General features: G+C 73.4%; 6 protein-coding genes. 3 read left to right on the forward strand and 3 right to left on the reverse strand.

What is annotated here, in order from left to right:
• Positions 1-43 precede the first annotated feature (43 nt).
• Positions 44-2,716: an AAA family ATPase gene (locus ACGFI7_RS14475; protein WP_393403845.1), complete on the reverse strand. Its 2,673-nt coding sequence runs from the start codon at positions 2,714-2,716 to the stop codon at positions 44-46.
• 528 nt (positions 2,717-3,244) lie between these two features.
• On the opposite strand from ACGFI7_RS14475, the gene ACGFI7_RS14480 reads away from it, so the two are divergent.
• Together ACGFI7_RS14480 and ACGFI7_RS14485 are read left to right on the forward strand one after the other, a co-directional pair.
• A complete protein-coding gene (locus ACGFI7_RS14480; protein ID WP_393403847.1) occupies positions 3,245-5,620 on the forward strand; it encodes a sensor histidine kinase in 2,376 nt (791 codons plus the stop codon).
• A 170-nt stretch (positions 5,621-5,790) separates the two neighbouring features.
• Positions 5,791-6,456 carry a DNA-binding response regulator gene (locus ACGFI7_RS14485; RefSeq protein WP_393403849.1) on the forward strand — a complete coding sequence of 222 codons (666 nt, stop codon included), beginning with the start codon at positions 5,791-5,793 and terminating at the stop codon, positions 6,454-6,456.
• Here ACGFI7_RS14485 and ACGFI7_RS14490 read toward each other — a convergent pair.
• Together ACGFI7_RS14490 and ACGFI7_RS14495 are read right to left on the reverse strand one after the other, a co-directional pair.
• The gene (locus ACGFI7_RS14490; protein ID WP_393403852.1) at positions 6,416-7,414 is read right to left on the reverse strand and encodes an NAD-dependent epimerase/dehydratase family protein; all 999 of its coding nucleotides are present in this window, start codon (positions 7,412-7,414) and stop codon (positions 6,416-6,418) included. The two genes, ACGFI7_RS14485 and ACGFI7_RS14490, sit on opposite strands and share 41 nt — an antisense overlap.
• A gap of 323 nt (positions 7,415-7,737) precedes the next feature.
• Positions 7,738-8,418 carry a PIG-L deacetylase family protein gene (locus ACGFI7_RS14495; RefSeq protein WP_393403854.1) on the reverse strand — a complete coding sequence of 227 codons (681 nt, stop codon included), beginning with the start codon at positions 8,416-8,418 and terminating at the stop codon, positions 7,738-7,740.
• A 314-nt stretch (positions 8,419-8,732) separates the two neighbouring features.
• On the opposite strand from ACGFI7_RS14495, the gene ACGFI7_RS14500 reads away from it, so the two are divergent.
• Complete coding sequence (locus tag ACGFI7_RS14500; RefSeq protein WP_393403857.1) at positions 8,733-20,000, forward strand: SDR family NAD(P)-dependent oxidoreductase; 11,268 nt, start codon at positions 8,733-8,735, stop codon at positions 19,998-20,000.
• Positions 20,001-20,006: the final 6 nt, after the last annotated feature.

Raw genomic sequence — 20,006 nt, forward strand, 5'->3', positions numbered from 1 at the left:
ATATTTTCGCGGACTGGGGTTGCTAGGGGTTTCTCGGGGCTGTTCAGGTGGAGGTTCCGGCGTATCCCAATTCGTGCGCGAGTGCGCTGCGGCCTCTGATGTCCAGTTTCCGGTAGGTCCGCGTCAGATGCTGTTCCACGGTGCTTATCGTGATGAACAGCCGGCGGCTGATCTGCCGGTTGGTGTGCCCGAGTGCGGCCAGTTGCGCGACCCGCAGCTCCGCCTCGCTCAGGACGACGGACTCGGGGCGCTCGGACCGGCCGTCCTCCTGGGCGACGGGCTCGGGACGGGCCTCCCGCACGACCGCCGGCCGGCCGCTCGGCGCCTGTCGCGGCACCTCCACCCCGTTCGCGCCCAGTCCGTTGAGGTGCTCGCGCTCCGGGTGCTGGAGCTGGGCGATCACTTTGAGCGTCCGGTTGAGCTCCAGCTGGTGGCCGGCTTGCTGGAAGGACTTGGCCGCCCGCTCCAGGAGCACGCGGGAGCCCTCCGCTGGAGTGCTCGCCAGGGCCAGCGCGCGCAGCGCCAGCCCGTGGGCGAACGGGTTGCCGGACCGCGCCAGCTCGATCTGCTGGTTGGCCAGCTCGCGGGCGGCGGTGCGGTTGCCCAGGCGCAGGGTGGCCTCGGCGAGGTCGCTGCGCCACGGCACCAGCAGCGGCATGCTCTCCTCCCACGGGCGCATCAACCGCTGCACCTGGTGGAAGTAGCCGACCGCGGCCAGCGGACGTTTCGTGGCCAGGAAGAAGTGCCCGCAGGCGCGCAGGTACCACAGCCCGCCGACCGTTCCCAGCATCTCGTCGGGCACCGGCCTGCGCACCGTCTCGGCGGCCGAGGCGAACGTCCCCCCGGCGATGTCCGCCATCAGCAGGGTGGTGAGCGGGTGGGTGATCGACACGCCCCAGTTCGGCTCGCTGAGCATGTCGAGTGCGGCCCTGGCCAGCGTGGCGGCCTTGGCCACCTCGCCGCGCTGCAGGACCACGGCGGCGCGGAGCGCCTCGATCATCGCCTGCCAGCTGGTGGCGCCGCGCTGCTCGGCCTCCTTGGCCAGCCGCTGGCACCACCACTGGGCGCGGTCGCAGTGACCGGCGTGGGCGAGAGCCGAGATCGCCATCGCGATCGCTTCGAGCGTCGTGTCACCGAGGCGGCTGTTGCGCAGGATGCGTTCCGCGCCGGCCTTGGCGGAGTCGCCCGCGCCCTGCCGCCACGTCTGCATGAGCGCGTGCGCGGTGTGCTTCCAGGGGGCGGCGCCGGGGTGCGTCGCGCCCTCGTCCTTCGTGATCTGGGGAAGGTCCTGGCCGAAGTGCCAGTGGAACGCGAGCTTCACGGCGGTGTCGATCTGCGGGTCGATCGGGCCCGGCCCGGCGTTCAGCAGCTCGTGCGCGCGCAGGGCGGTGCGCCTGTCGCCGTGCCAGAGCGCGTGCCGCAGCAGGGCCAGGCATCCGGTCTGGTCGAGCTCGCCCTGGTCGGCGGCCTCCGTCAGCGCCGTGATGTGCGGCAGGACCCCGCTCGGGTTGACGCGCCAGGTGCTGCGCACGATGGACAGGTGGATCGATCGCTGTTCCGTCTCGTCGGACGCCGCCGACAGGCCCAGCTCCAGGCAGCGGGTGGCGAAGGCGACGTCGTCCGACATCAGGGCCTGTTCGGCGGCCCGGCGCAGGATGGGCAGCGACCATGCGGCCGTGTTCTCCCCCGCGGAGACCAGGTTGTTGGCCACTTCGGTCGCCCCCGCGGCCTCCCGGTACTTCAGCTCGGCCGCGGCTCGGTGCAGCCGGACGCGTTCGGCCGCCGGCAGGTGCCTCAGCACCGCGGCGGGGGCATCCGGATGCCGGAACCGCCCGCCCTCCAGGAGTCCTCCGTCGTCCATGACGGTGAGCAGGTCCATGACGGTGTCGGCGTCGATGCCGGTCAGCTTGGCCACTAGATCCGCGTCGCCGCACTCCCCGAGGACGGCCAGCGCGGTGGCGACGTCCAGCAGGTGGTCCGCCGAGCGGTGCAGGAAGGCCCACACCGCCTGGGCGTAGGCCGGGCCGGCCGGGTCCCGCCCGTCGTGGCCCAGGCCCTCCAGGTGGTCCTCCACGGCGGCCTTGGCGAACATCGGGTTGCCGCCGCTGAGGGCGTGCAGCCGGGCCGCGAGCCCGTTGTGGTTGTGACCGGCAGCGTCGAGCATGGCGGCGACGCCCTGCTCGGACAGGGGAGCGAGGCGCACGCCGTAGCAGCGGTGCTGGAGGTCGAAGCCCACCGATGATCCGCGCGGCCACTCGGGCCGGCTCAGCACCATGAGCAGTCTGGCGGACCTGATCCGGCGTTGCAGGTGCAGCAGGAACCGCACCGAGGTCTCGTCGGCGTGGTGGATGCCGTCGACGCAGATGACGGTCGGCCGCTCCCGCGCCAGGCCCTGGAGCGCGTCGCACAGCCCCACGGCCGTGTACGGCTCCGTGCCCCCGGTGACGGGGGTGGAGGAGTTGGCCAGCAACTGGTCGATGATCGCCGATTCGATCAGCTGCTCGTCGGGGGCGCCGGTGGCGCTCAGCGTGATGGCCCCGGCCGAGGCGGCCTCGTCGAGCAGATCGTTCAGAAGCGTCGTCTTGCCGCTGGCCACGCCTCCGCTGACGATCACGACACGGCCGGCGCCGGCGGAGGACTGTTCGAAGTGGTTCCGCAAGAGGACGGCCGCGTCGTCGGGCGGAATTCTCACGTGGGTGCCGGTAGCCAACGCCATGCCTTTCTACTCCCGGAGAAGAAAGCGGCGGCTGGACCGCGCAGTGGCACGCCTGTCAGCACTGGGAAGCAGTAATCGCGTTGCCCGCATCGGTGCCATTCGTATACCGCCGACTTACCCGATTTGCCGATGTGCCAGCTGAGCCACAGCCTCAGAGTAGGCGAGTCGCCGGATACTGAATACTGAAACGATCATCACTTGCGACGTTAAATTTTCATGCCTTGACTGCGGCAGTGGAGGCGATCCGCGGGTTGACGTGGAGTTATGACATCCTGTTACCGTGTTCCTACGCACTCCCGAACAAATGCCCTCGCCGCACCTTTCACGTCACCGTTCGTAGCATTCCGTCATCGCCGGTCCCGGCTCCGGCCACCACCCCCGACCTGCGGGGCCGTCGACGCCGGCGGGCGGGACGCCGGTTCGGCGGCCCGGCCGCGCCGAGGGTTTGCTCAGCACGCCACATGATGATCAGATGCGAGTCAGACTGGCGATCGGCGGAACATCGGTGGGTTCAGAAGGGGACCGCACGTGGCGGACGACAAGATCGGCCCGACATTGTTCCGGCAGCGAGTGCGGGCGGCCTCCGGCTGGGCTCCCCGGGCCCGGGCGTGGTCGGCTCCGCGGCACGCCACGCCGCACCTGGCGGCGTGGGTGCTGGCCGGGTGCACGATCGGCTACCTGCTGATCACCACGATGCGGGTGTTCGGCGCCGGGCACGACGAACTGCCGGAGGTCTGGCTCCCGATCGCCGTCGTCGCGGGCGCCACTCTCGTGTGCCTCCAGCGGGGTGATCACGCGGCGACCAGACCGCGCAGCTGGCCGAGGCCGGTGCGCCGGCTCGCCCTCGTGGCGCAGGCCGCGACCACGTACCTGCCGTCGCTGTGGATCAGCCCCCAGTTCCTCACGCTGATCCCGCTGCTGGCCGCGGCCTGTCTGCTGGTCCTTCCCGGCCTGGTGGGCAAGGGCCTGTTCCTCATCGTGAGCACCACCCTGCCCCTCGGGTACCTGGTCCACGGGGTGGAGACGCCCGGCTTCCTGTACGACATCGGCGTCGCCCTGTTCACCAGCCTGGTGATATACGGTCTGATCTCGCTGCGCTCGGTGGCCCCCTCGGTGCACGACGTGCGGGTCAGGGTGGCGCAGCGGGCCGTGCGGCGGCAGCGGCTGCAGATGGCGCAGGACATCCACGACCTGATCAGCCACAACCTGCTGGTGCTGACGCTCAAGTGCGAGCTGGCGCACCGTCTGCTGCCGGCCGCGCCGCATCGGGCCCGAGAGGTGCTGGGACAGGCGCTCTACTGGGCGGGCCGGGCCAGAGCCGACGCCCGGGCGGTGGCGCAGGGCTGCTGGCATCTGTCGCTCTCCGACGAGCTGGACTCCACGACCGCGGTGCTCGCCTCGGCGGACATCGAGGTCGAGGTCACGGCCTCGGCCGGCGAGCTGCCTCCGCAGGTCGACGCGGTGCTGGCGGTCGCGCTCCGCGAAGCGGTGACCAACCTGCTGCGGCACAGCCTGGCACGGCGGTGCCGCGTCCAGGTGACCGTGCACACCGAGAAACCCGGCACGGTGGTCCGTCTGGTGGTGGCCAACGACGGCGTGGTCACGGGTGCGGCGGTCGCCTGGGCCAAGGGCCACGGGCTGCACAACCTCGCCACGAGGCTGAGCGAGGCCGGCGGGCGGTTGCACCTGGAGGGCCACGACGGCTGGTTCGTCTTCACCGCCGAGATGCCGCTCGGCACGGCGGAGGCGCGGGCGGCCAGGACCCGTCCGGAGTCCGACGAGTCCTGGCTGTACGGCCTGTGGCGTGACCGCGCCAGGCACCTCGATCTCGCCGGTGCCTGGGCCTCCCGGACGATCGTGGTGCTGCTGGCCTCGGTGCTGCTGAGCCACTCGGTGGTCAGCCTGGCCGGCGGGCTCGTGCTCCGGCCGTCCGGCCCCGCCGCCGCCGCGCTGGCCGGGTGCGTGGCGGTCGTGCTGGTGATCCAGATCGCGCACTCCGCCGGCCGGCCACGCCGCCGGCCGTGGTACGCCAGGATCGCGTCCCTCTCGATCCAAGGGGCCGCCACGTTCGCGCCGCTGGTGTGGCTCGGCGCTCCGTGGGGCGGGATGGCCGCGCTGTTCGCGAGCTCGCTGCTGCTGCTGTTCACGGGCTGGTGGCGATGGGTTCTCTACGTGGTGGTGAGCGTCGCGCCGGCCGCGCTGGCCTGGGACGACCCGGCGGAGCTGACCGTGCTGACGATCTCCGGCCTGCTCGCGGGCCTGGCGGTCTACGGACTGACCCGGCTGGCCTTGCTCGTCGGGGAGGCGCACGCCGCTCGCGCCCGGCTGGCCAGGGCCGCGGTAGACCACGAGAGGCGCCATCTCGCGGAGAGCCTCCACTGGCTCGTCGAGCGGGAGCTGCCGGCGATCGTCGCGCGGCTCGAACCGGCGCGCGCGTCGCTGCCGGCCCGGCCCGCGGTCTCACGCCGCGACATCGGGATCGCCCTCGACGGCGCGCGCAAGGTGGTCGCGGGCGTGCGGGAGATGGCGGTGACCCACCGGCGGCGGTCCCTCAGTGCCGAAGTGAGCTCGGCGGAGTCGGTGCTGACGGCGCTCGGCATCGAGGTGGAGACGCGGCTGGAACGCGAGGCGGGCAACCCCCAGGACGGCGTGCTCGCCGTCGCGCTCCGCGAGATCGTGGTCGTGCTGAGCCACCGGAGCCCGCGGCGCTGCGTGATCGAGGTGTCCGCGTGCGACGGCGTGCTGCGGTTGCGGGTGCTCGACGACGCCCCGCCCGCTTCTTCGGCCACGGAGGATCCCCGGCTCGTGGATCTGCGCGCCGTGCTGGAGGGCGTCGGAGGGAGGCTCGAATCGGACCGCGAAGACGGCTGGAACCGGTTCACCGCCGAAGTCCCGGTGGGGTGAGAAAAGCCGGGCCGACCAGCCGAAAATTGACCCATAGCGCAACAATCCCTACACATCCAAGTAAGGATTGCATTATTCGGATCTATGGGTCATGGTCCTCCCATCGCCAGGCTTCGCGCGCCCAGGTACGGGCGGTGCGGTGGAGATGCGCTTTCTGAAACGGGGGATCTGTGCTCCGGGTCCTATTGGCGGAGGACGTGCACATGGTACGGGGGGCGCTGGTCGCCCTGCTTGAACTGGAAGAAGACATGTCCGTGGTCGCCGAGGTCGACAACGGCGACATGATCGTGCCGATGGCACTCGAACGAAGCCCGGACGTCGCGGTGATCGACGTCGCGCTGCCGGGCGTCGACGGCCTGACGGCCGCCGAACTGCTCCACGAGAAGCTGCCGACGTGCCGCACGGTGATCCTCACCGGCCTGGCGCGTCCCGGCACCCTGCGCCGCGCCCTGTCCTCGGCGGTGTCGGGCATCCTGCTCAAGGACGCTCCGTCCACCCAGCTCGCCGCGACCATCCGGGCGGTGGCCGCCGGGCGGCGGGTGATCGACGTGCAGCTCGCCCTGTCCGCGTGGGACGTGGGCGAGAACCCGCTGACGCCGCGCGAGATCGAGGTGCTGGAGCTGGTGGCCGAAGGCGCCGAGGCGCCGGAGATCGCGGAGGAGCTGCGCCTGTCCGTGGGCACCGTCCGCAATCACCTCACCAAGATCATCATCAAGCTCAACGCGCGCAACCGGGTCGACGCGATCAGGATCGCCTACGAGGCGGGCTGGTACACCCCTGAGCGCGGCTGGCTGGTCAGCGTTTCTCAGCGCGATGTTCGGCGATCACCGAGGTGATGATCTGCTCAAGGCTGTGCCGCGGGCGGAAGCCGATCTGGGCCCTGGCGCGGGCGCAGTCGGGGACGCGGCGCAGCATGTCCTCGAAACCCGGGCCGTAGGCGTCCTCGTAGGGGATCTTGACCACTTCGCTCCGCGAACCGGTCGCGACGATGATCTTCTGGGCGAGTGTGGTGATCGACAACGCCTCCGAGCTGCCCAGGTTGTAGACCGTGCCGTGCGAGGCCTCGTCCTCGAGCAGGGCGACCAGGGCCGGGACCACGTCGAGGACGTGGCAGAACGACCTCACCTGCTGGCCGTCCCCGAACACCGTCAGCGGCTCGCCCGCGATCGCCTGCGCCACCATCCGGGGGATGACCATCCCGTACCGGCCGCTCTGGCGGGGGCCGACCGTGTTGAACAGCCGGACGATCACGGAGCGGACCCCCCACTCCTGGCTGTAGAGGAAGACCAGCGTCTCGTCGAGCGCCTTCGCCTCCGCGTACGACCACCGGCTCACCAGCGGCGAGCCGATGATCCGGTCCTCGCCCTCGGTGAGCTGCTCGGAGTTGTTCTTGCCGTACACCTCGCTCGTGGAGGCCATGAGGATCGGCACGTCATGCCGCCTGGCCGCCTCCAGCACCGTCTCGGTGCCCTTCAAGTTGGTGCGCAGACTCTCCAGCGGCTTGCTGAGGATGGTGAACACCCCGACGGCCGCGGCCAGGTGGTAGATCGCGTCGACGCCGGCCATGCAGCTCTCGACCGCGTCGTAGTCGCAGACCGAGCCGAGCGCGAACGACAGCCGCGGATGGTCGCGGAAGCCGGCCAGGTTCTCCTTGCTCCCGGTGCTGAGATCGTCGAGGACGACCACCTCGTGGCCGAGGCCGAGCAGGTGTTCGGTCAGGTGGGAGCCGATGAATCCGGCGCCCCCGGTGATCAGGCAGCGTTTGGGTCCCGTGCCGGGCGTCGTGTCGTTCATGGCGCGGTCCGGATTCCGGTTCCAACAGCGGCCGAAGGACGCCCGGATGCCGCAGCGCACATGCCGAGGGCGGTCGAGCGGAGCCGGCAGGAAGCGAGCGACTGCGGCATGGGTCTCCTCAGAGGTACTCGTGGACCATGGCCTCGCGAGCGGAATTGACGACGGTGATGTCGCGGTGACGAAGGCGGGCGGCTTTGCGATATTTCTGCGAAAGACCGCGGAAGTGAATTCGCAGGTGGCACTGGCAGCCGCTTTCAGGACCGAATGCTAAAAGCAGCCGAGCACGCCCACCACCCCTAGCCTTCGGGCGGCTCGCGCAGCCCCTACAACACGACGCGGAGCAGCTCGAAGGCCTCCGCCGACGGTACGGCCACCTGCGAGCCGCGATACTCGGCGAGCGCCCGGACCCCGCGCTCGCTCCTGGGGCTCGGCCACGCCTCCAGCTCGCTGCCGTAGGCGCTCAGCGCCTCCAGCTTCCTCTCCAAGTGCGCCTCCGTCAGCGGCTGCCAGCAGGTGGGCCGGAACGCCGGCAGACCAGCCGCCTCACCGGCGTCGGTAGCGGACCGGACCTCGAAGCACCGGATCTCCCGCACCCCGCTGCGCCCGGGACGGCCGGCCACCCGGAGGGCCTGGCTCACCAGCCGATGGTCCATGTTCAGGTCGCTCATGCTCGTGGTGAACACGGTGTCCGGGCGGAACTCGCGCACCTCGCGCTCGAACACCTGGTTCAGCTCCAGCTGGCCGATCGTGTCCAGCCGGTTGTCGCCGTACTCGTGGATCCTGACCTGCTGGATGCCGAGGATCTCGGCGGCCTTCTCGATGGCGGACACGCGGTTCCGCACGGCCTCGCCCGAGGGCGACCGGGACCCGTCGTCCTGGGTGAGGACGCACAACCTGACGCACACCCCCTCGTCGGCCAGCTTCGCGATGGTCCCGCCGGCGCCCAGAGTCTCGTCGTCGCCATGCGCGACGCCGACCAGAAGCCTGCTTATCGTCCGCGGCATCGGAAATCCCTTTCGTGGGGCGGCTGACGGCAACCTAACGGTTGCCTGGACAATTCCCGCCCGTCGCCGCGGTGCCCATGCGCGCGGACCCCAGAATCGCCGTGGTCGTGCTCCGCGGCCGGTGTCGCATGCTAGGGGCCGGGCCCCGAGCCGTTAGGGGTGGGCAGTGCCGCACGCGCACGTAGAGTTTGCCTCGCCGGGTTTTGTCCAACAGCCGCGAATTATTCGGGTCGTGCGGATGGCGCGGAATTCCACAGATGGTCGCCCGAGTATTTCAGGCGCGGGGCAGCCGACGAATTGGGGATGGCGCAGGCATGTCAGATGACCGACTGGTCGACGCACTCCGCGCGTCGCTCAAGGAGACCGATCGGCTGCGGGAGCAGAACAGGAGGCTCACGGACGCCGCCAGGGAGCCCATCGCGATCATCGGCATGGCGTGCCGCTTCCCGGGGGGCGTGACGTCCCCGGAGGACCTGTGGCGGGTCGTGGCGGAAGGACGCGACGTCGTCGGCGAGTTCCCCGCCGACCGCGGCTGGGACCTGGAACGCCTGTACGATCCGGCAGGACAGCGACCGGGCTCCACCTATGTCCGCGAGGGCGGGTGGTTGCACGACGCCCCGGACTTCGACGCCGAGCTCTTCGGGATCAGCCCGCGCGACGCCCTGCTCATGGACCCCCAGCAGCGCCTGCTGCTGGAGCTGGCGTGGGAGGCCTTCGAACGGGCGGGCATCCCGCCGCTCAGCGCCAAAGGACTGCCCGTCGGCGCGTTCGCCGGCGTGATGTACCACAACTATCCGGGCAGTTACGGCTCCTCCGGCCCGGTGTCGGGGCGCATGTCGTACACCTTCGGCCTGGAAGGGCCCTCCGTCACCCTCGACACCGCCTGCTCCTCCTCGCTCGTGGCCGTGCACCTGGCCGTCCAGGCGCTCAGGTCGGGTGAATGCAGCCTGGCCCTGGCCGGCGGGGTGTCCGTCATGGCCACGCCCCGCACGTTCGTGGAGTTCAGCCTGGACCGGACCCTCTCCAGCGACGGCCGCTGTCACTCGTTCGCGGCTTCCGCCGACGGCACGGGCTGGTCGGAGGGCGCGGGCATGGTCCTCGTCGAACGGCTCTCGGACGCCCGCAGGAAAGGCCACCCGGTGCTGGCGGTCATCCGCGGCACGGCCGTCAACCAGGACGGCGCCTCCAACGGCATGACCGCGCCCAACGGGCCCGCGCAGCAGCGGGTGATCCGTCAGGCCCTGGGCGACGCCCGACTCACCCCGGCCCAGGTGGACGTGGTGGAGGCCCACGGCACCGCCACCGTGCTGGGCGACCCGATCGAGGCCGAGGCGCTGCAGGCCGCCTACGGCAAGGACCGGGACGACGGCCGGCCGCTCTGGCTCGGCTCGGTCAAGTCGAACCTCGGGCACACCCAGGCGGCGGCGGGCATCGCGGGCGTGATCAAGATGGTCATGGCCATGCGCGGCGACCTGCTGCCGAAGACCCTGCACGTGGACGAGCCGACCAGGCAGGTCGACTGGTCGAGCGGCGCCGTGCGGCTGCTCACCGAGCCCGTCGAGTGGCGGCGGAACTCCCGGCCGCGCCGCGCCGGGGTGTCCTCCTTCGGCCTGAGCGGCACCAACGCCCACCTCATCCTCGAAGAGCCGGAGCAGCCGGAGCAGCCGGAGGAATCGGCGGACCTCGGAACCGCGCCCGGCGGCGACGGGCCGCTGCCGCTGGTGATCTCGGCCCGCGGCCGGGAGGCGCTGGGCGCCCAGGCGGCCCGGCTCCTGGGGTTCCTGCGCGAGCGTCCGGACGTCGAGGTCGCCGACGTGGCGCACTCCCTGGCGGTCAACCGCTCCCCTCTCGACCATCGCGCCGTCGTCATCGGGCACGACCGCGACGACCTCGTACGCGGGCTGACCTCCCTGATCGAGGACGAGCCCGCTCCCGCCGTCGTCCGGGGCGTGTCACGCGGGGACGCCACGACCGCGTTCCTGTTCTCCGGCCAGGGAGCGCAGCGCCCCGGCATGGGCCTGGAGCTCCGCGCGACTTACCCGGACTTCGCCGCGGCCTTCGACGAGACCTGCGCGGCGCTCGACGAGTGGCTCGACCGCCCGCTCCGCGAGGTGATCGAATCCGACGCCGAGGCGCTCGGCCGGACCGCCTACACCCAGGCGGCGCTGTTCGCCGTCGAAGTCGCGCTCTTCAGGCTCCTGGAGAGACTCGGCGTCCACCCCGACCATCTCGCGGGGCACTCCATCGGCGAGCTGAGCGCCGCGCACGCCGCCGGGGTGCTGTCCCTGCGCGACGCCGCGCGGCTGGTGGCGGCGCGCGGACGGCTGATGCAGGCGCTGCCGCAGGGCGGGGCCATGGTCGCCGTGCGCGCGTCCGCGACGGAGGTCGAGCCGCTGCTGACCGCGGGCGTGAGCATCGCCGCCGTCAACGGTCCCGTGTCGGTGGTCGTGTCGGGCGACGCCACCGAGGTGATGGCGGTGGCCGCGGCGTGCGAGAGCAGGGGCCGCGCCACCCAGCGGCTGAGGGTCAGCCACGCGTTCCACTCCCCGCTCATGGAGCCGATGCTCGACGACTTCAGGGCGGTCGCGGCCGACCTCGCCTACAGCCCCCCGCAGATCCCGATCGTCTCGTGCCTCACCGGCCGCCCGGCCGACGAGCAGGAGCTGTGCTCCCCGGACTACTGGGTACGGCACGCCCGCGAGGCGGTCCGCTTCCACGACGCGGTGACCAGTCTGCGCGCCTTGGGCGTCAACCGGTTCGTCGAGCTGGGCCCGGACGGCACGCTGACGGCGATGGCGCGGGCCGGACTCGACAGCGGGGAAGACACGCTCCTGATCGTCCCCGCGCTGCGCAAGGACCGGCCGGAGCCCGTGGCCCTGATCACCGCGCTGGCCGAACTGCACGTGCGGGGCACGTCCCCCCGCTGGGAGACCCTCCTGGCCGGACGCGGCCGCGTCGACCTGCCGACCTACGCCTTCCAGCGCCGGCGTTACTGGCTGGAGTCGTCCTCGGCCGATGGCGACCCCGCCTCCCTGGGCCTCGACCCGGCCGAGCACCCGCTGCTGAGCGCGGTGACCATGGTCGCCCATTCCGGCAGCGTCGTGTACTCGGGACGGCTGTCCCTGGCGACGCACCGCTGGCTGGCCGACCACGCCGTCGGGGGCGCCGCCGTGCTGCCCGGCGCCGCCTTCGTGGAGCTGGCGATCCGGGCCGGGGACGGCGCGGGCACCCCACGGCTGCGGGAGCTGACCCTCCACGCGCCGCTCGTGCTGCCCGAACAGGGCGCGGTCGACATCCAGGTGGTGGTCGGCTCGCCCGACGAGGCGGGGGAACGCCCGCTCACCGTCCACTCGCGGTTGGGCGACGCCGCCGCGCGCACGGGATGGCGACGCCACGCCACCGGCCTCCTCGCGGCCGGTCGTGCGGACGCGCCGCGGGGCCTGCCCGTCTGGCCGCCCCAGGGCGCCCGGCGGATACCCCTCGACGGCGTCTACGAGGAACTGGCCTCGCTCGGGCTGGTCTACGGACCGGCCTTCCGCGGGCTGCACGCCGCCTGGCGGCGGGGCGAGGAGATCTTCGCCGAGGTCCGGCTGCCGGACCTCCAGCGCCTGGTCGCCGAGTCGTTCGGGCTGCACCCGGCACTGCTCGACGGCGCCCTGCACGCCGCTGGGCTGACCGGGCCGCCGGACGGCGATCCGGAGCTGCCGTACCTGTGGCAGGACGTGGAGCTGTTCGCGGCCGGCGCGCCCGCCGCGCGGGTCCGGATCGCGCGCACGGCGGCGGGGACCCTGTCGCTCGACCTCGCGGACGCGGCCGGGGAGCCGCTGGCCACGGTCGGGGCGCTCACCCTCCGCCAGGTCTCGGCCGCGTGGCCCGCGCCGTCCGCCGGATCCGATGGCGCACAGCTCCATGAGGTCTCATGGAGCACGGCCGAGCCGCCGGAGGCGGTGGAGCCGGTGGAGCCGGAGGCCGCCGGCTTCGAGACCCTCGATCTCACGGACGGCTCGGGTCCGGACGTCGCGGTGCTGCGGGTGGCCGGCGGCCAGGACGCCGCGGCCGCGCGCTCGGCCACCCACCGGGTGCTCGACGCCGTGCAGGCGTGGTCCCGGGTCCGGGGCGGGCGGCTGGTCGTGCTGACCACCGGGGGAATCGCCCTGCCAGGCGAGGACGCCGACCCGGCGGCGGCGGCCGTGCACGGACTGGTCAGGTCGGCGCAGGCGGAGGAACCTGGAAGGTTCGTCCTGGTGGACGCCGACGACGAGCAGGCCGCACGCGGCCTGATCCCCCGGATCCTCGCCCTGGGCGAGACCGTCGTGGCGGTGCGCCGCGGCCACGTCATGGTGCCGGAGCTGACCAGGCTGACCGCCGGGGAGCGCGGTGAGCGGCCCGGCTGGGGCGACGGCGCGGTCCTCGTCACCGGCGCCACCGGAGCGCTGGGCTCCCTCGTCGCGCGTCATCTCGCGGAGCGCCACGGCGTGCGGCGGCTTCTGCTGGCCGGCCGCCGGGGCGATCGGCACCCGGGCGTCGCCGAGCTCGTCGCGTCCCTGTCGGCCGCCGGGGCGGAGGCCGAGGTGGTCGCCTGTGACGTCGGTGATCGGGCCGCGGTGGAGGCGCTGCTGGCCGGCCGGGGCGTCAGCGCGGTGGTGCACTGCGCGGGTGTGCTGGACGACGGCGTCGTCGCCGCCATGACGCCCGAGCGGGTGGACGCGGTGTTCCGGCCCAAGGCCGACGCCGCATGGCACCTGCACGAGCTCACCGCGGACTCTAGGCTGGCCGCCTTCGTCATGTTCTCCTCGGCCGCCGGGACGCTCGGCGCGCCCGGGCAGGCGAACTACGCCGCGGCCAACGCCTACCTCGACGCGCTGGCCCTGCACCGCCGCGCGCTGGGGCTGCCCGCCCAGTCGCTGGCCTGGGGCCCGTGGGCGCTGGAAACCGGGATGGCCTCCGGCGGCCGCCGCCGGGCGGGCGCGCCCGCGATCCAGGCGGAGGAGGGCCTCGCGCTCTTCGACGCCGCGCTGGCCTCCGGCCGGGCCGTCGTGGCCGCGATCGAACCCGGCCTGACCACCGCGCGCGAGGCGGCCGCGGCAGGGGCGACGCCCGCCCGCCGCCGGGTCGCGGCGTCGGCGCAACCCGGCGCCGCCCTGGGCCGGCTCGCCGAACTGCCGCCCGGCGACCGGCGCACCGCGCTGCTGAACCTCGTCCTGGACAACGTCGCCGACGTGCTCGGCCACGCCTCCAAGGAACTGGTCGACGCCGAGCGGCCCTTCAAGGACCTCGGCTTCGACTCCCTCACCTCCGTCGAACTGCGGAACCGGCTCAGCGCCGCGACCGGCGCCGCGCTGCCCAGCACGCTGGTCTTCGACCACCCGACGCCGGCCGCGCTGGCCGACCACTTCGCCGAGCTGCTGCTCGGCGCCGGTGGAACAGCGGCGACGGCGGAGCCCGCCGTGGACGTCACGGCGGACCCCGTCGCGATCGTGGGCATGGCGTGCCGGCTTCCCGGCGGCGTCACCACACCCGGCGAACTGTGGCAGCTGCTCTCCGAGGGCCGCGACGGCGTCTCTCCGTTCCCCACCGACCGTTCGTGGGACCTGGACCACTGGTTCGGCCTGCTCGCCTCGGCGGGAGTCGAGCCCACCGGCGGGTTCGCGCCGGGCGTCACCGAGTTCGACGCCGCGTTCTTCGGCATCGGGCCCAACGAGGCGATCATGATGGACCCCCAGCAGCGCCTGCTCATGGAAGCCTGCTGGGAGGCCCTGGAACGGACCGGCATCGACCCGCTCACCCTCCGCGGGAGCACCACGGGTGTGTTCGCCGGGACCATGGTGGGAAGCTACGACCCCGGCCCGCTGACCGGCTACGAGCAGAACGGCAGCTACGCGGGCACCGGCACGCTCAACAGCATGGTCTCGGGCCGCGTCGCCTACGCCTTCGGGCTGGAGGGCCCGTCGATCTCCGTCGACACCGCCTGCTCCTCCTCCCTGGTCGCCCTGCACCTCGCCACCCAGGCGCTGCGCGCGGGCGAGTGCTCCCTGGCGCTCGTCGGCGGCGTCACCGCGCTCGCCTCGCCCGAGGCCTTCGCCCGCTTCGGCGAGGGACTGTCGTCCGACGGCCGGTGCAAGTCCTTCTCCACGACCGCCGACGGGGTCGGCTGGGCGGAGGGGGTCGGCGTGGTCGTGCTGGAGCGGCTCTCCGACGCCGAACGCAACGGGCACGAGGTGCTGGCCGTGGTGCGGGGGAGCGCGGTCAACGCCGACGGCGCGTCCAACGGGCTGACCGCCCCCAGCGGCCCGGCCCAGGAACGGGTGATCCGCCGGGCGCTCGCCGTCACCGGGCTCCAGCCGTCCGACATCGACGCCGTCGAAGGACACGGCACGGGCACCACCCTCGGCGACCCCATCGAGGTCAACGCGCTGCTGTCGGCGTACGGCCAGGACCGCCCTGCGGACCGGCCGCTGTGGCTGGGGTCGATCAAGTCGAACATCGGCCACACCCAGGCGGCGGCGGGCGTGGCGGGCGTGATCAAGATGGTGCTCGCGCTCCGGCACGGCCGATTGCCGAAGAGCCGGTACGCCGACGCGCCGACCCCCCACGTGGACTGGTCGTCGGGCCATGTCAGGCTGCTGGAGGAGAACGTCCCGTGGCCGCCGGGCGAGCGCACCCGCCGCGCGGGGGTCTCGTCCTTCGGCTACAGCGGCACCAACGCGCACGTCATCCTCGAAGAGGCGCCGGCCGCGGCCCGGCCGCCCGCCGCGCCCGCGCCTTCCGAGTCCGCGCCCGCGTCTTCCGAGCCTGTCCCCGCGTCTTCCGGGCCCGCGCCCGCGTCTTCCGAGTCCGTCCCCACGTCTTCCGAGTCCGTCCCCGCGTCTTCCGGGCCCGTCCCCGCGTCTTCCGAGTCCGCGCCCGCGGGACCGGCCCTGCCCTGGCTGCTGACCGCCAGGACGGCGGAGGCGCTGCCCACGCAGGCGGACCGGCTGCTCCGGCACCTCGCCGACCACCCCGACGCCGACCCGTGCGACATCGGCTACTCGCTGGCCACCCGCCGTCCCCGGTTCGCGCACCGCGCCGCCGTCGTCGGGTCGGGAACCGGCGAGCTGCTCGCCGCGCTGACCGCCCTGGCACGCGGCGAGCGGAACCCCCGGGTGGTGACGGGATCAGCGGTCCCGGGCGGCAGGACCGCCTTCCTCTTCCCCGGCCAGGGCACGGTCCGGCCGGGGACGGGCCGTGACCTGCACGCGGCCTTCCCGGTGTTCGCCCAGGCGTTCGACGAGATCTGCGCCCGCTTCGACCGCTATCTCGACCGGCCGCTCCGCGACGTCATGTTCGCGCCCCCCGGCACGGTGAACGCCCAGCTGCTCGACCAGGTCACCTTCCGCCAGGCCGCGGACCTGGCGCTGAGCGTGTCGCTGGCCCGGCTGTTCGAGCACTGGAAGGTGCGTCCCGACTTCGTCCTCGGTCACTCCGGCGGCGAGATCGCCGCGGCGCACATCGCCGGTCTGCTGTCGCTCGCCGACGCGGTCAAGCTGACGGCGACCCGGGCCGAACTGACCCAGGAGACGCGCAGCGGCGTCATGGTCCGGATCGAGGCCGGCGAGGACGAGATCCGTGACACGCTCACCGGGCAGGTCGGCCTCGCGGCGGTCGACGGACCCGGATCGGTCGTCCTGTCAGGTCCCGCCGCCGACGTCGAGGCCGTCGCCGAGCACTGGCGCGCGCGTGGCCGGGCCGTGCGGCCGCTGCCGTTCCCGGCGGCGGATCACTCGCCGCTGATGGACGAGCTCGCCGACGAGCTCTACGACGTGGCCGACCAGCTGACGTACGAGTCACCCCATGTCGGCGTGATCTCCTCTGTCACGGGCGCGCCCGCCGCCGAGGCCGACCTGGCGGACCCGGAGTACTGGTCGAGCGCGCCGAGCAGGACCGTGCGCTTCCTCGACGGCGTGCGCGCCCTGGAGTCCGAGGGCGTCAAACGGTACGTGGACCTGAGCGGCGACGGTGCGCTGGCGGCGCTGGTGACCGCAGGCCTGACCGGCTCGCCCGGGGCCGCCGCCGTCCACCACGCCGTCGGCGTGGACCTGCCGGAGGTCGAGGCGGTCGGTCTCACGGCCGGCCGGATGTACGTCGAGGGCACGGGGCTGGACCCCGCGAGGCTGTTCGACGGCCGCGGCGCCACGACGGTGGAGCTGCCGCCGTACGCCTTCCACCGCAAGCGGTACTGGCCGGACTCCGACATGGGAGCCGTGCGCAGCTCCGGCGCCATGCTGACCAGCGGCGTCGACTCCACCGAGCACGCCCTGCTCGGGGCGGCCGTCACCCTGGCCGACTCCGGTGACGTCGTGCTCTGCGGGCGGTTGTCGATCGAGACGCAGCCGTGGCTGGCCGATCACGCCATCGGCGCGGCCGTCACGTTCCCCGGCGCCGGCTTCGCCGAACTGGTGAACAGGGCGGGCGACGAGGTGGGCTGCCACCGGCTGGAGGAACTCACTCTCGAACGCCCCCTCGTGCTGCCCGAACGCGGCAAGATCAGCGTTCAGGTCCAGGCCGGCGGGGCGGACGACTCCGGCGCCAGGAAGGTGACGGTGCACTCGCGGCCGTACGGCGGTGACGCGCCGTGGACCAGGCACGCGAGCGGCCTGCTCACGGCCGGCGACGGCCAGGAGCCGGCCGGGCTGACCACGTGGCCCCCGCCGGAGGCCGAACCGGTCGACCTCGACGGGTTCTACGAGGTCATGGCGGGCAGCGGATTCCGGTACGGCCCCGCCTTCCGCGCGCTGCGCGCCGCCTGGAAGCTGGGCGGCGAGGTCTTCGCCGAGGTGAGCCTCGGCCACGAAGCCGGCCAGATCGCCTCGGGGTTCGGGCTGCACCCCGCCGCGCTGGACGCCGCGCTGCACGCGGTGGCGCTGGCCGAGGAGATCGACGTCCAGGCCGGCGTGCCCTTCTCCTGGTCGGGGATGCGGGTGTACGCCACCGGCGCGACCGTACTGCGGGTGCGCGTGACCCCGACCAGCGGCAACGCCGTGGCGCTCCTGCTGGCCGACGCGTCGGGCGCGCCCGTGGCCGAGGTGGAGTCCCTGGTGCTGCGCCCCTCCACCGGGCAGGGCGGCGCGGAGACGCCCGCCACCGGTTCCGGCCGGCTGCTCGGCTGGAGCTGGCGGCGCTTGCCGTCCGCCGCCGCGCCGGACCCGGGACGGTGGGCGATCACCGGCGGGACGCCTCATGACTGGCGCGCCACCGGGATGAGCGTGACGGCGCTCGCGGACCTCGCGGGCACCCCCGACGTCGTGCTGCTGGACCGCACCGCGCCCGCCCCGACGGCCCGCGCCGCGGTCCTGGAGACGCTCGACCGGCTCAGGGCGTCGTTGTCCGACGAACGGCTCGGCGCGGCGACCGTCGTGGTCGTCACCAGGGGCGCGGTCCCGGTCGGCGACGCGGCCGTCACGGACCTCGCCGGCGCGGCGGCCTGGGGGCTGGTGCGCTCGGCCCAGGCGGAGAACCCCGGCCGCATCGTGCTGGCCGACATCGACGACGACCCCGCCTCCCTGCGGGCGCTCCCCGCCGCGCTGGCGGCAGGCGAACCCCAGGTGGCGGTGCGGCACGGAGTCGCCCACGTGGCCCGGCTCGTACGACCCTCCGCCGAGGACGGCGGGCGGGCGGCGGCCTTCGGAGGCGAGGGCACCACGCTCGTCACCGGCGCGACCGGCGCGCTGGGCAGGCTGCTGGTCCGGCATCTGGTCGTCGCGCACGGCGTGCGGCGGCTGCTGCTGCTCTCCAGGAGCGGCGACGCCCCCGACCTCGCCGCCGAGCTGGACGAGCTGGGCGCCGAAGCGACCTTCGCCGCGTGCGACGTGGCCGACCGCGACGCGGTGGCCGCCGCGCTCGCGGCCGTCCCGGCCGAGCACCCGCTGACCGCCGTGGTGCACGCCGCCGGGGCGGTGGACGACGCGACGATCGGCACCCTGACCGCGGACCAGGTGGACGCCGTGCTGCGTCCCAAGGTGGACGGCGCTCTGACGCTGCACGACCTGACCCGGGACACGCCGCTCACCGCCTTCGTGATGTTCTCCTCGGTGGCCGGGCTCCTGGGCAACGCCGGACAGGGCAACTACGCGGCCGCCAACGCGTTCGTCGACGCGCTGGCCGCCCGCCGCCGCGCGCTCGGGCTGCCGGCCCAGGCGCTCGCGTGGGGGCTGTGGGAGTCCTCCGGAGCCGCGGCCGACCGGGGGCGCATGGAGCGCGACGGGCTGGCGGCGCTCACCGACCAGGAGGGCCTGGCACTGTTCGACGCGGCCGTGGCGCGACCGGAGCACCTGCTCGTCCCGATCAGCCTCTCGGCCGGCGGCGACCCGGACGGCGAGGTCCCGCACGTGTTCCGCGCGCTGGTCCCGGCGAAGCGGCGGGCCGCCGCCCGGGTCTCCGCGGCCCCGGCGTTCTCGACGGGCCTTCGCGAGCGGCTGGCCGGGCTCAGCGGTGAGCAGCGGGACAAGGACCTGCTGGCCCTCGTCCTGGAGCACGCGGGGGCGCTGCTCGGCTACGGGGACGACGAGGGCATCGACCCGCGCCGCGACTTCCTGGAGTCGGGCTTCGACTCGCTGACCGCCGTCGAACTGCGCAACCGGCTGGCCGCCGCCACCGGGCTGCGGCTGCCCCCCACGATCGTCTTCGACCGGCACACTCCCGCCGAGCTGGCGGCGCACCTCGTCACGGAACTCATGGCCGGGCCCGCACCCGCCGACGCCGCGCCCCGCGACACGGTCGTGGACCTGTTCCGCGAGGCGGCGGACGCCGGCCGGCTCATGGACGGTCTCTACCTGATGAGCTCGGTGGCGAACCTGCGGCCCGCCTTCTCCTCGATCGCAGACGCCGGGCCGCTGCCCGCGCCGGTCCGGCTGGCGGACGGGCCGAAACGGCCGCAGGTGATCTGCCTGTGCACGCCCGCGCCCATGGGCGGGCCCTACCAGTTCTCCAAGCTGGCCGGCTGCTTCGGCGACGGACGCCGCGTCAGCGCGCTGGCGATCCCCGGGTTCGGCGCCGGCGAGCACCTGCCCACGTCGGTCGACGCGCTCCTGGACGTGCTCGCCGCCTGCGTCCGCGACGCGGCGGAAGGCCGGCCGTTCGCCCTGCTCGGCCACTCGTCCGGCGGCCTGCTCGCGCACGCGACGGCGGGACGGCTCGAACAGATCGGCCACCCGCCCGCGGCCGTCGTGCTGCTGGACACCTACCTGGTGACCGCGCCGCACGGGGACCCCGGCGCGGTCATAGGACAGGACGTCGCGGCCGGTCTGGCGGCCCTGGCGATAGAGAGAGGCGAGCAGTACGGACGCATCGACAGGACCACGCTCACCGCGATGGCCAGGTACGTCGACCTGCTGCCGAAGATCGAGCCGGGCCCTCCGGCGGCGCCGACGCTGTTGCTGCGCGCCGCACGGCCGTTCGCCGGTGAGGAGGACGGGGACGGCTGGCGGACCACCTGGGCCCGGGCCGACACGATCGACACCGTGCCGGGCGACCACTTCAGTCTCGTCGAGGACGACGCGGAGAGCACCGCCGCGGCCGTCGACCGCTGGCTCGACTCCCTGACCTGAAGGAGG

Origin of the sequence: Nonomuraea sp. NPDC048826, from assembly GCF_043198225.1 — a bacterium.
Classification (GTDB): domain Bacteria; phylum Actinomycetota; class Actinomycetes; order Streptosporangiales; family Streptosporangiaceae; genus Nonomuraea.